The sequence below is a fragment of the Porphyromonas pogonae genome (genome assembly GCF_036320655.1).
Taxonomy (GTDB): Bacteria; Bacteroidota; Bacteroidia; order Bacteroidales; family Porphyromonadaceae; genus Porphyromonas; species Porphyromonas pogonae.
The window spans coordinates 396,042-409,003 of record NZ_CP143258.1 but is presented as its reverse complement, the minus strand read 5'-3'; the positions used below and the strand labels follow the sequence as shown (position 1 = coordinate 409,003).

General features: G+C 43.9%; 9 protein-coding genes and 1 riboswitch. All 9 genes read left to right on the top strand.

What is annotated here, in order from left to right:
* The first annotated feature begins 1,544 nt into the window (after nt 1-1,544).
* Nucleotides 1,545-1,748, top strand: a riboswitch (cobalamin riboswitch).
* A gap of 326 nt (nt 1,749-2,074) precedes the next feature.
* Nucleotides 2,075-3,535, top strand: a complete 1,461-nt coding sequence (locus tag VYJ22_RS01690) for a 4-hydroxyphenylacetate 3-hydroxylase family protein (RefSeq protein WP_329904666.1) — start codon at nt 2,075-2,077, stop codon at nt 3,533-3,535.
* Nucleotides 3,536-3,553: 18 nt separating this feature from the next.
* On the top strand, nt 3,554-3,853 hold the full coding sequence (locus VYJ22_RS01685) for a NifU family protein (protein WP_329904664.1): 300 nt from the start codon (nt 3,554-3,556) through the stop codon (nt 3,851-3,853).
* Nucleotides 3,854-3,896: 43 nt separating this feature from the next.
* A complete protein-coding gene (locus VYJ22_RS01680) occupies nt 3,897-5,189 on the top strand; it encodes an acetyl-CoA hydrolase/transferase family protein (RefSeq protein WP_329904662.1) in 1,293 nt (430 codons plus the stop codon).
* A gap of 44 nt (nt 5,190-5,233) precedes the next feature.
* Nucleotides 5,234-6,349 (top strand): 4-hydroxybutyrate dehydrogenase, encoded by a 1,116-nt coding sequence (locus tag VYJ22_RS01675; RefSeq protein WP_329904660.1) that lies wholly within the window; start codon nt 5,234-5,236, stop codon nt 6,347-6,349.
* Between the two features lie 36 nt (nt 6,350-6,385).
* Nucleotides 6,386-7,738, top strand: coding sequence for an aldehyde dehydrogenase family protein (locus VYJ22_RS01670; RefSeq protein ID WP_329904658.1), 1,353 nt, complete (start codon nt 6,386-6,388; stop codon nt 7,736-7,738).
* Nucleotides 7,739-7,768: 30 nt separating this feature from the next.
* Nucleotides 7,769-8,908, top strand: coding sequence for an acyl-CoA dehydrogenase (locus VYJ22_RS01665; protein ID WP_329904656.1), 1,140 nt, complete (start codon nt 7,769-7,771; stop codon nt 8,906-8,908).
* 19 nt (nt 8,909-8,927) lie between these two features.
* Complete coding sequence (locus tag VYJ22_RS01660; RefSeq protein WP_329905541.1) at nt 8,928-9,713, top strand: electron transfer flavoprotein subunit beta/FixA family protein; 786 nt, start codon at nt 8,928-8,930, stop codon at nt 9,711-9,713.
* A 13-nt stretch (nt 9,714-9,726) separates the two neighbouring features.
* Nucleotides 9,727-10,731 (top strand): electron transfer flavoprotein subunit alpha/FixB family protein, encoded by a 1,005-nt coding sequence (locus VYJ22_RS01655; protein WP_329904655.1) that lies wholly within the window; start codon nt 9,727-9,729, stop codon nt 10,729-10,731.
* A 545-nt stretch (nt 10,732-11,276) separates the two neighbouring features.
* Nucleotides 11,277-12,584, top strand: a complete 1,308-nt coding sequence (locus VYJ22_RS01650; protein WP_329903374.1) for an IS5 family transposase — start codon at nt 11,277-11,279, stop codon at nt 12,582-12,584.
* The last annotated feature ends 378 nt before the right edge of the window (nt 12,585-12,962 follow it).

The following is a 12,962-nucleotide window of genomic DNA, read 5'->3' as shown; positions in this document are numbered from 1 at the left end:
ATATGATATATACTCGGCGTAGCCGAAGGTATGTCTTTACCTTACAAGAATGTTGCAACCTACAGCAACCATGAGCCCAATGTGTGTGTTGTAAATATCTTCTTTTTATAATGAAGTGAACATTCATATGAAACACGATGTCACAACTGGTACTGTGACGATGTGAAAAAAGAAGATTAGAATGATTTAGATTTGTTTTTTTCTATGCTGTAAAGGTCTGTCCGCCGTTGATGGCAGGCAGACCTTTCATTTTTTACAAGAAAAATCATCCGCCATACTGATCCTGTTGCAGCGTACAGATGTCACAAAGCACAGTAGTGCAAAGCCGAGCCTCACCCCTGAAGTATGAATAGTGACCTCTCAAGAGCGATGTGATATTTCAAATAGGCATTTACAGATGGCATTTATATCATAGAATCCCACCCCGGCTATCATTTTGATAGTTTTTGCCATTTGTATCGCACCCCACCCCAATGATCAGCAACACACCATACCCAGGGGTATTGACAAAGGGGTATCTGATGTTGTATCTTTGTATATCAACAGAGCAAGACTAAGCCACCCTAATTTACAACAGAGAGATGCAAAAGACGAATGATATATTACTGATGATTACGAATCAGAAACTATTCCTCCAGACTTCATGCCTTGCCCTCCCCTACTTTACATGCTCCGACTCATCCTTTTTCATATAATTATCTAAACATTGTACTATATCCGATGTGGTGATTTCGATTTGTCACCTACCACACGTCATGTGTAAATCTCATCCAAATCTTATCCTATAAAGACTACTGACCTATCTATAAAGACGAGCGACTTGTCCACTAAGACAAATGACTTATCATATAAGAGTGGCAGGCTCATCATAATAGGATATGTAAAACATGTAACTTAAATAAGAATACCATCATACTATGTAAAGAAAAGGCTTGTAAAAAGCCCACATCTTTCAAATATTAATTATCACACCCCAATCGCGAGCAAGGATTTATTTAGGAGCCGTGCAGCAGACAATATGCCTCTAAAAAACCAATTTCTTATTTAGACTTTGTACAAATAAGCAGAAAGCTGTAACTGTAAGATGAGAAATTCCATCATCATTACACGTTTTTTTAATTTACTTAGTTTAGAACATATCAGCATATTACCTTCGTGCGGTAACATGGATAATCAATCTTTATTTTTGACAAAATGTCAAAAAGCAATTCCACCCTCAATAAATTATGATCAAGGCCTGCTAAAAAGCATAATATACACCTTAGGCCCACATAAGAGACTGCAAAAAAAGGCAACTCATGATGGCATATAATTTTATCAAACTAAAATATAATTCAATTTGTGTAAGAATTATATGACCTAAAATATTAAAAAAACAAGCAATTTGCGCCGAAATTTGTGGTACACTATAAGTATGAAAGACATTATTCATAGCCTATTAGGTAAAGGATTTTAGAATGATCAAAAAAAGAACATGAAAAAACGAAATTTGTCATTTTATGATTTATTAACACTTAAAAAAGATTTATTTCTTTAATTAGCCCTACATTTACATCGTCATAGGTGATGGACCGATAATCAATCGGGAAATTGAAAAGGGAATCCGGTGTAAGTCCGGAACTGTACCCTCAGCTGTAATTCCTTATTTGGGAATTTTGCAATCACAGCCACTGTTGGGCTTATTACAGACAACGGGAAGGCGCAAAATTCGGGAAAAGTCAGAAGACCTGCCATGACGGGCGAATATCTTGCTTCAGGGTTTAGGAGCGGGAATTATGTACATTTTTTTTCATAATCAATTTTGTAAGGCTTTGCCCTAAGCAAATGCCGCCAGTTGATACTAATAATAAAGGAATGTAACCACACGTACGCAATAACTTACTCCCGTACATCTGTGCTTGCAAACCTCTGAGGATGTGTTACACTCTATGCATGGCATCATAAAATGCCATGAGGTGATGTGCACCCTTACCGTATCACTGACGTGGTTGCAGAAGGCTTGAACGGATATAAATATTTTTTTTAATAAAACTACACTTAAACGTTACAATAACATTTTAACCGAGGTAATATTATGATGACGAGTAAACAGTACGAAGATAGTCTCAGAAAAATGAATCTGAACGTCTACTTCATGGGAGAAAAGATTGACAACCCTGTGGATCATCCTATGATTCGTCCGTCCATGAACTCCGTTGCTATGACCTACAAGTTGGCCGAAGAACCGGAATATCAAGAACTCATGACGGCAACTTCCAATCTCACAGGAAAGAAAATCAATCGCTTTTGTCACTTACACCAAGGCACTGACGACCTTGTAAAGAAGGTAAAGATGCAGCGTCTCTTGGGACAGAAGACTGCAGCTTGTTTCCAGCGTTGCGTAGGTATGGATGCCTTCAACGCCATATTCTCTACGACTTATGAAATGGATCAGGCTCTGGGAACCGAGTATCACAAGCGGTTTACAGACTACATGAAGTTCGTTCAGGACAATGACCTTGTTATCGATGGCGCCATGACCGACCCCAAAGGTGACCGTGGCCTGGCTCCCTCACAGCAGGAAGACCCCGATCTCTATGTACATATCGTAGAAGTACGTGAAGACGGTATCGTGGTATCAGGAGCCAAAGCCCACCAAACGGGAGCAGTAAACTCGCACGAGCATCTTATCATGCCCACAATAGCCATGAGGGAGGCCGATGCCGACTATGCAGTATCCTTCGCTATACCCAGCGATGCCGAGGGTATAACCATGATTTACGGACGTCAATCATGTGACACAAGAAAGATGGAGCCGGGTGCTGATATTGACCTTGGCAACTCACAGTTTGGAGGCCATGAGGCTTTGGTCGTATTCGACAGAGTATTCATCCCTCATGAGCGCGTATTTATGTGTAAAGAATATGATTATGCAGGTATGATGGTGGAGAGATTTGCCGGCTATCACAGACAATCCTATGGTGGTTGTAAAGTGGGAGTGGGTGATGTGCTCATCGGTGCTGCAGCTCTTGCGGCAGACTACAATGGTGTACCCAAAGCCAGCCATATCAAAGATAAACTCATCGAGATGATCCACCTCAATGAAACACTCTTTGCCTGCGGTATCGCTTGCTCTGCTGAGGGTTCACAGATGCCTGCCGGAAACTATATGATCAACCTGCTTTTGGCAAACGTTTGTAAGCAAAACGTAACACGCCTTCCTTATGAAATAGCACGCTTGGCAGAAGACATCGCCGGAGGTATCATGGTGACTATGCCTTCTGAGCAAGACTTGAAGAATGAAGAAGTAGGACCACTCGTAAGAAAATATCTTGTGGGAGCCAAAGGTAAAGACGTAGTGAACAGAATGAGAGTACTACGCCTGATCGAAAATATCACTCTGGGTACTGCTGCCGTAGGTTACAGAACGGAATCTATGCACGGTGCCGGATCACCGCAAGCTCAGCGTATCATGATAGCCCGTCAGGGAGATCTTGAATCGAAGAAAGAGTTTGCTCGAAATATTGCAAAAATTGACACTTCATTGGACAAATAGACCTGTTGACCTTAATCAATGACCAAACAGATGTTTAATATGTATAGTGTGAACCGCGTGTTGCGTGAGAGAGTAAGTCCTCTCTTACGCTCGCACGGCGGTGATTTACAGTTATGCTCCATCAGCGGAGATCTGGTTAAGGTACGTTTCACAGGTTCGTGCCATGGCTGCCCCTCTGCCAGTGAAACAGTAGAGCGGGTGGTACAAGCAGCTCTACGGGAAGAATTCCAAAACGAGAATATCGAGGTGAGAGTAAACAATGAAGTAAGCGATGATTTGATACAACAAGCCAAACGAATATTACGACACGAACAATAAAAAAACGACGAAACTAATACTAAATAAACCATATCCCTGTCTTATGAATTGGAAAGAAATCTATCAACAGAAAATCACAACAGCAGAGGAAGCTATCAAACACATACAAAACGGACAAAGAGTAGCCGTATCACATGCCGCAGGGGTTCCGCAGGTTTGTATCAAAGCCTTGTGTAACAGCTCAGACAAGTTCAAAGATGTAGAGATCTATCACATGCTTTGCTTGGGCGACGGTGAATACATGTACCCCGAAAAAGCTTCTAACTTCAGACACATCACCAACTTCGTAGGTGCCAATTCGCGCAAGGCTATAGAAGAAAACAGAGCCGATTTCTTCCCGGCATTCTTCCACGAAGTGCCTGCGATGATCAGAAACAAAACGCTCAAGATAGACGTAGCCTTGGTGCAGGTATCAGAGCCTGACGAAAACGGTTATTGCAGCTTTGGTATCTCTTGTGACTACACCAAACCCGCAGCCGAATGCGCTCCTCTCGTAATTGCTGAAGTGAACAAACAGATGCCATATATAGGCGGGGACAATCTCATCCATGTATCCGACCTGGACTACATTGTAGAGACAGACTATGCCCCCTATACCCTACCGGCAGCTAAGATAGGCAATGTAGAGCAAGCTATAGGAAAAAACTGTGCCAACCTCGTACCCAATGGAGCTACACTACAGCTGGGTATAGGTGCTATACCCGATGCTGTACTGCTCTTCCTGAAAGACAAAAAAGACCTGGGTATCCATACGGAGATGTTTTCGGACGGTGTAATGGAACTTGTGAAGTCCGGTGTAGTAAACGGCAAGATGAAAACACTGCACCCCGGCAAAATGCTCGCAACATTCCTCATGGGTAGCAAAGCCCTCTATGACTTTGTAGATCACAACCCAGACGTGGAGATGTATCCGGTGGACTATGTAAACAACCCCTCAGTAATAGCCCAAAACGATAATATGATAAGCATAAACAGCTGTATCGAGGTGGATTTGATGGGACAAGTTGTTTCAGAAAGTATTGGTGACCGTCAGTTTAGTGGCGTAGGCGGTCAAGTAGATTACGTTAGAGGTGCTTCACTCTCCAAAGGAGGTAAGAGTATCATGGCTATGCCATCGACTGCTCGTGGAGGTGCATCCTCACGCATCGTGACCCGCATAGCCGATGGTGCAGCGGTAACGACATCACGCAATGAAGTGGACTATGTGGTAACAGAGTACGGCATAGCTCACCTCAAAGGAAAAACATTGAGACAGAGAGCCGAGGCTTTGATTTCCATAGCTCATCCGGATTTCCGTGATGACTTATTAACCTTTTATCGAAAGAAGTTCGGCTGACTCCAATCTATTGACCAAAAACAAAACCAATAAACATTAAAAAAATGCAATTATTCAAACTTAAAACAGTCATTCACGAGTTCGATAGTTTCGAATCCTTTGCTAAAACATTTGAACTGAATGAAAAGGATTTGGTGATCACAAACGAGTTCATCTACGAGCCGTTTATGAAAGCGTGCAACTTGCCCTGTACTTTTGTGATGCAGGAGAAGTATGGACTCGGTGAGCCCTCAGATGAGATGATGAACAAGATCCTACATGATGTCAAAGGCAAGACCTTCAATCGTGTTATTGCCGTAGGTGGCGGTACAGTCATAGACATCTCCAAGCTGTTTGTCTTGAAAGATTTGGATGATGTATTGGATGCTTTCGATCACAAAAAACCTCTCGTCAAGGACAAAAAACTCATTATCATCCCCACTACATGTGGTACCGGTAGCGAGGTTACCAACCTATCTATTGCAGAGATCAAGAGCCGTCACACCAAAATGGGCCTTGCCGATGATACCATCCTTGCCGATGATGCCGTGATAATAGCCGGACTGCTAAAGGGGCTTCCGTTCAAGTTCTATGCATGCAGCGCCATAGATGCTTTGATCCACGCTATAGAGTCGTACGTTTCGCCCAAAGCTAACCCATATACCAGAATATTCAGTGAAGCCGCATGGCAGATTATTATAGATGTATTCCAAAATATTGCCGAGAAGGGTCCGGAATATCGTTTCGAGAAAATGGGTGAGATGATTATGGCCAGTAACTTTGCGGGTATAGCCTTCGGCAACGCCGGCGTAGGTGCCGTGCATGCTCTCTCATATCCCCTCGGAGGCAACTACCATGTACCGCACGGTGAAGCCAATACTCGCTTCTTCACCTCTGTTTTCAAAGCTTATTTCAGCAAAGACCCCAAGGGTTCTATTGTTGAGCTGAATAAAAAATTGGCTGCTTTACTACATTGTGCTCCAGAGGAGGTGTATGATGCTTTGGACAAGTTGCTCAATACACTGCTTCCTCCACAAAAGCTCAGAGAGTATGGAATGAAGGAAGAAGAAATAGAACTCTTTGCCCAGGCAGTAATGCAAACACAACAACGCCTGCTCGCCAATAACTATGTAGCACTATCGCAGCAGGAAATTGCCGAAATCTACAGAAAATTGTATTGATCCTAATATTAAATAATAAATAAAAGACCGCAAACTATGGAGATTAAGGAAATGGTGCAACGCGCACGCGCTGCACAAAAGGAGTATCAATCTCATTTTAATCAAGACGCTGTAGACTTAATGGTAAAACTTGCAGCAAAAACGATTTATGACAATGCTGAAATCCTGGCTCGTGAAGCTGTAGACGAAACAGAAATGGGTGTCTATGAGCACAAGGTGGCTAAGAACCGCAACAAGTCAAAAGGAGTATGGTACAACCTCAAAGGAAAAATCTCAATGGGAGTACTCAACATCGATGACAAAACGGGGCTTATCGAAATAGCCAAGCCTATAGGCGTAGTGGCCGGTATTACTCCGATGACTAACCCCATCGTGACCCCGATGTCAAAGATTATCTTTGCTCTCAAAACCAAAAACGCCATCATCATCGCTCCACACCCCAAAGCTAAAAATTGCTCGGCTCATGCTGTAAAACTTATCAAAGAAGCAGTAAGCGAATTCAATGTGCCGGCTGATCTGATCCAGGTGATCGAAGAGCCGTCTATCGAAGCAACAAAGGAGTTGATGTCTGAAGTAGACGTAGTGGTAGCTACAGGTGGTATGCCTATGGTACGTTCTGCTTACTCGTCAGGTAAACCTTCGTTCGGTGTAGGCGCCGGTAATGTACAAGTGATCCTCGATCGTTACATCGACTTTGAAGATGCAGCAGAAAAGGTTATTACCGGACGCTCTTTCGACAACGGTATTATCTGCTCGGGCGAACAAAGTTTCATCTATCACGTCAATGATAAAGATGCAGTATTCGATGCATTCCGTAGCCATGGAGCCTATATTGTTCCTGAAAATGACCGTGACAAAGTGGTAAACGCTATCTTCGAAAACGGCGGTATAGCTCGTGACATCGTGGGCAAGAGTGTTCAGACAATAGCCCGCAAAGCTGGTATTGATGTTCCTGAAGGCACACGTGTCCTCGTAGTGGAAGCACATGGTATAGGCAAAGAAGATATTATCTGTAAAGAAAAGATGTGCCCGGTATTGGCTGCATTCCCATATACTAACTTTGAAGAAGCTATCAATATCGCAAAAACCAACCTGTTTATGGAAGGAAGCGGACACACCGCAGGCATCCACTCGAACAATCAGGCCAATATCATCAAAGCCGGTACTGAAATCTCTGTTTCCCGTCTTATTGTAAATGCTCCTTGCGCTACCACAGCTGGTGGTTCCATCCAAAACGGACTTGCCGTGACCAATACTTTGGGCTGCGGTACCTGGGGCAATAACTCTATTTCGGAAAACTTCACATATAAACATCTTCTCAATATTACCCGTATCGCTCCAATATCTGCACGTATACAAGTGCCGAGCGACGAGCAGATCTGGCAATAAACGTTAAACACACCTACCTATTTATATTATATGGATTTTAACTTGACAAAGCAGCAGGAGCTTTTTCTGCAAATGATACGCGCCTTTGCCGAGCGAGAAGTAAAACCTTTGGCGGCGGAAATCGACCGCGATGAGCGTTTCCCTATCGAAACGGTACGTAAGATGTCGGCTTTAGGCATGATGGGAATACCCTTTCCTAAAGAATACGGAGGTGCCGGCGGCACCAATGAGATCTATTCTATGGCTGTAGAAGAGTTGTCACGTCACTGCGCTACCACCGGGGTTGTGCTTTCGGCTCATACATCTTTGTGCTGTGCTCCTATTTTCGAGCACGGCACCGAGGAGCAGAAACGCAAATACCTGCCTAAGTTGTGTAGCGGAGAGTGGATCGGCGCTTTTGGCCTCACAGAGCCCAATGCCGGAACAGATGCTTCAGCTCAGCAGACATTTGCCGTGCCCGATGGAGACTCTTATGTCCTCAATGGTACAAAGATCTTCATCACCAATGCCGAATACGCTCATGTATACATTGTTTTTGCCATGACGGACAAGAGCAAGGGCGTCAAAGGAATCTCAGCTTTCATTGTAGAAAAAGATATGCCGGGGTTCAAGATTGGTAAGAAAGAATTGAAAATGGGTATCAGAGGCTCTGCAACATGTGAGCTAATTTTTGAGAATTGCATCGTACCTAAGGAGAATCTGTTAGGCTCTCTTGGTGGCGGTTTCCGTATTGCTATGCAAACGCTGGACGGTGGTCGTGTGGGGATAGCCTCACAAGCTCTCGGGATAGCCCAGGGAGCCATGGACGAGACCGTAAAGTACGTCAAAGAGCGTAAGCAGTTTGGCATGTCTATCGGCAAATTCCAAAATACCCAATTCCAACTTGCGGATCTTAAGTGCCGTATCGAAGCGTCTCGCTTACTTGTAAGGAAAGCAGCGTGGAAGAAAGATCAGCACATCAACTACTCCGTAGATGCTGCTATGGCCAAGTTATACGCAGCCGAGACCGCCATGGAAGTGACCAACAAAGCTATTCAGTTCCATGGAGGTTATGGCTACACCCGTGAATATCCGGTAGAAAGAATGATGCGTGATGCCAAGATCACCGAGATTTATGAAGGCACATCGGAAGTGCAGCGTATCGTGATCGCCTCTCATTTACTTAAATAACCTTTAACAGATTATTATGATGAAGATAGTTGTTTGTATCAAACAAGTACCTGATACTACAGAAATAAAGATCGATCCCGTGAAGGGAACACTGATCAGAGAAGGCGTTCCCAGTATTATGAATCCCGATGACAAGGGTGGTTTGGAGCAAGCTCTGAGATTCAAAGATGAGTTTGGCGCACATGTAACGGTTATCACGATGGGGCCTCCCCAAGCAGAGGCTATCCTGAGAGAAGCCTATGCCATGGGTGTAGACGAAGCCATCCTACTCAGCGATCGTAAATTTGGTGGAGCCGATACTTTGGCGACTTCCTATACTTTGGCAGCAGCCTTGCGCAATCTGGAATTCGACTTGCTGATCACCGGCCGTCAAGCTATAGACGGTGACACGGCACAAGTAGGTCCCCAGATCGCAGAACATCTCGATCTCCCACAAGTGACTTATGTGGAAGATGCCAAGCTCTTGGGCGATAAGACTCTTGAAGTAAAGAAAGCGACAGAGACCGGCTACGAGATATTAGAGGTGGATATGCCTTGCGTACTCACTATACTTGCTTCGGGCTATGAGCCCCGCTACATGAGCATCAGCGGAATCATGGAGACATTTGAGCGTCCCATCACTCTCTGGAGCAGCGAGAATATCTCTGTGGATCCGGAGCATATCGGCCTCAAGGGCTCTCCTACTCGTGTAATGAAGTCCTTTACCAGAGGAGCAAAAGCTAAGGGAACTTTGTATGATGAAGTGACACCCGAAGAAGCCGCTGACATTATTGTTGAAAAATTAAGAGAAAAATTTATTATTTAATGCCATAGCCCCCATGAATATTACAGATTATAAAGGAATATTTGTTTTTGCCGAGCAACGCGGCGGTGAAATCAGCAACGTGGCATTTGAGCTCATTACTAAAGCCCGCGAACTAGCTGCAAAGCTAAACGTTCGGGTTACGGCTATACTTCTGGGTAGTCAGGTACGTGAGCTGTCACGCTCACTTATAGCAGCAGGCGCTGATCGCGTTGTGCTGGTAGATCGCCCCGAGTTGGAGCATTATCTCACTGAACCCTATACACAAGCAATAACACAGATTATCCGCGAGAAAAAGCCTGAGATCGTTATGATAGGAGCCACAACTATCGGACGTGATCTGGGCCCGCGGTTGTCTGCCCGCCTCATGACGGGACTTACAGCTGACTGTACCTCTCTCGATATTTCTGATGAAGGACATCTCATGATGACCCGCCCTGCTTTTGGCGGTAACCTGTGGGCTACTATTCTGTGCAAGGAGCATCGTCCACAGATCTCCACTGTACGCCCCGGCGTAATGCGCAAAAACAAGCTCGACTTTGAGCGCCAAGGCGAGGTAGAAGAGTTTGATGTGAAATTTAACCTCGACAATCCCAGAGTACGCCTGAAGCAAGTAGTACAAGAAGAAAAGAGCCTTGTAGACATAAGCGAAGCCAACGTACTGGTATCAGGAGGTAGAGGTGTGGGCAATCAGCATGGTTTTGACAAACTCAGAGGTCTTGCCGACAAGATACATGCCGAGGTATCATCATCAAGAGCGATGGTAGATGCAGGGCTTATCGGTCACGAAAGACAAGTTGGTCAGACAGGTAAAACCGTGCGTCCTGACGTTTATATCGCTTGCGGTATATCCGGAGCTATACAACACCTTGCTGGTATGGAAGAGTCGGAGTACATCATTGCTATCAATAAGGATAAGTACGCACCGATTTTCAATATTGCCGATCTCGGTGTGGTAGGAGATTTGCACAAGATCGTGCCCATACTTACCAAGAAACTTGAAAGAGGAAGCGAGTCTTAAAACAAGGTTCAATTTCTTGAAGTCACGGCAGCCTGAAGCAATATTTCTTCAGGCTGCACACTTAAAACTCCCTGTTAGGCATGCCTCGAGCATTGACCAAAACAAAACAAGAGGCCACCATAGCAGTGTTGGAGTTTGGATATAAAATAATGAATTTATAAATGAGTTAGATTGGTTTTTCTATTCAGCATGAGTCCGACCGCCGTTGATGGCAGGCGGGCTCCTGTTTGTAATAGGAGTGCTGCCTTAGATATCCGCATTCCTCAGCATGCAAAATATTCGCATTCTTTAGCATGCAGAGAAAAGGCCATCCCCCTAGTAGAGCCACAAATTGCCCCCATCGAGATATTACCTCCACTATGCTTTCAAAAAATAAGGATCACATCACCTCGCCATTCTGAGCCCAAGCTAAACCGCGATTAGCATAAATAGTCGCCCCTTAAAATCGTGTTTATTTTCTGATATACAGCAAATTGCACTCTTCTATTCTTTGATAAATCTGCAAGTTTTTGTATCTTTGGATATAGAAACTTGCAGATTTTTTTATGATACGCCCTACTCAAACAGTTCAATCTCTGTTCTCTTCGCTGGACGATTTGCTCAACCAGCAACATCCTCTGTATAAACTTTCCCATAAAATCGATTGGAAAAGGTTCGAAGAGGCTTTTTCTTCCTTGTATTGCCCTGACAATGGTCGTCCCGGTAAGCCTATTCGTTTAATGTGTGGTCTTTTAATTCTCAAGCATTTGCGCAATATTTCAGATGAATCTGTTGTAGAACAATGGAGTGAGAACGCTTATTTTCAATATTTTTGTGGCATGCAGGAGTTTACTCCTTCCTTTCCCTGCAATGCCTCGGAACTGGTTCACTTCCGCAAACGTATCGGCGAAAGAGGGATAGAGCTTATTCTTGCAGAAAGTATTCGTGTGAATGATGACAAAAATGATAAGGATCACCACGATACCGCTTTTATAGACTCCACCGTGCAGGAAAAGAATGTGACCTATCCTACAGATGCCAAGTTGCATAAGAAGATAGTAGGCAAGGTTCTCAAAATCGCAAGGGCTCTCAATCTACCCATTCGTCAAAGCTATACTTTCGTATTGAAAAGAATTTATCGGGATCAACGTTTTCGCAACCATCCCAAGAACCGTAAGAAAGCTCTTAAAGCGGATAAACGGTTACGAACAATAGCGGGACGTTTGGTTCGGGAACTTAAACGAAACCTAGGTAGTAACAGGGAGTACGACAAACTCATTTCCCTCTTTGAAAGGATTCTTTCGCAACGGCGTAATTCCACTCAAAAGATTTATTCTCTTCATGAACCGGATGTTCAATGCATCAGTAAAGGTAAGGAGCACAAAAAATATGAGTTTGGAAACAAAGTCTCGATTATACGCTCCATGACGGGAGTGATTTTGGGAGCCTCTTCTTTCCGTAATGAGTACGACGGACATACCATAGAGCAAAGCCTCGATCAGGTGAAGAGACTCACGGGAGAAAGGATTAAGAAACTGGCCGGAGATAGAGGTTACCGTGGAAAAAAAGAAATAAACGGTACGCAGATATTGATTCCTGACACTCCAAAAGCTAAAGACAGTTATTATCAACGTAAAAAGAAGCATCGACTTTTCTGCAAGCGTGCAGGAATAGAACCAACTATCGGACATTTAAAATCAGATTATCGCTTGGGACGTAACTTTTACAAAGGGCTCTTCGGGGATGCTATCAATGTAATGTTAGCTGCAGCGGCATATAACTTCAAAAGAGCCATGAAGCTTCTTTTGTACCTAATAAACAAAATCAGCGAAACACTCCCAATGGAGAGGATTGCGCTGAAATGTGCTTTTTAAGGGACGACTAAATAATCATACAAAAATTGATGTCAAAACATGTAGGATAATGCTCCTTTGCTTTCTCAGCAGTATCAGCTCTGCGGTGCATAGGGTATACTAAAGCAACACATGTTTGACATTATGATAGGCCTATCCGGAGATACCATTGAGTAAGTTACCTTCCTGAGCTTATGAAAAATTTAGATCAGGCAAAGAAGAATCACAACACCACTGCCGGAAAGTTATGGGACATCAAACTTAGGTGTTACCGGCATAAGACATGCCATAAAGGTCATGCGGGCAGAGAACTGATTCTCTGCCCGCATGACGGCATGTGACTACAAATTACTCTTCGAAAAATGACCGAGAGATACGGAGCACCCCTCAGGAGTCAGC

Bases quoted from the DNA above. Each gene is read 5' to 3' on its own strand.
- VYJ22_RS01690 (WP_329904666.1), top strand. From the start codon at position 2,075: ATGATGACGAGTAAACAGTACGAAGATAGTCTCAGAAAAATGAATCTG.
- VYJ22_RS01680 (WP_329904662.1), top strand. From the start codon at position 3,897: ATGAATTGGAAAGAAATCTATCAACAGAAAATCACAACAGCAGAGGAA.
- VYJ22_RS01660 (WP_329905541.1), top strand. From the start codon at position 8,928: ATGAAGATAGTTGTTTGTATCAAACAAGTACCTGATACTACAGAAATA.
- VYJ22_RS01685 (WP_329904664.1), top strand. From the start codon at position 3,554: ATGACCAAACAGATGTTTAATATGTATAGTGTGAACCGCGTGTTGCGT.
- VYJ22_RS01665 (WP_329904656.1), top strand. From the start codon at position 7,769: ATGGATTTTAACTTGACAAAGCAGCAGGAGCTTTTTCTGCAAATGATA.
- VYJ22_RS01655 (WP_329904655.1), top strand. From the start codon at position 9,727: ATGAATATTACAGATTATAAAGGAATATTTGTTTTTGCCGAGCAACGC.
- VYJ22_RS01675 (WP_329904660.1), top strand. From the start codon at position 5,234: ATGCAATTATTCAAACTTAAAACAGTCATTCACGAGTTCGATAGTTTC.
- VYJ22_RS01670 (WP_329904658.1), top strand. From the start codon at position 6,386: ATGGAGATTAAGGAAATGGTGCAACGCGCACGCGCTGCACAAAAGGAG.
- VYJ22_RS01650 (WP_329903374.1), top strand. From the start codon at position 11,277: ATGATACGCCCTACTCAAACAGTTCAATCTCTGTTCTCTTCGCTGGAC.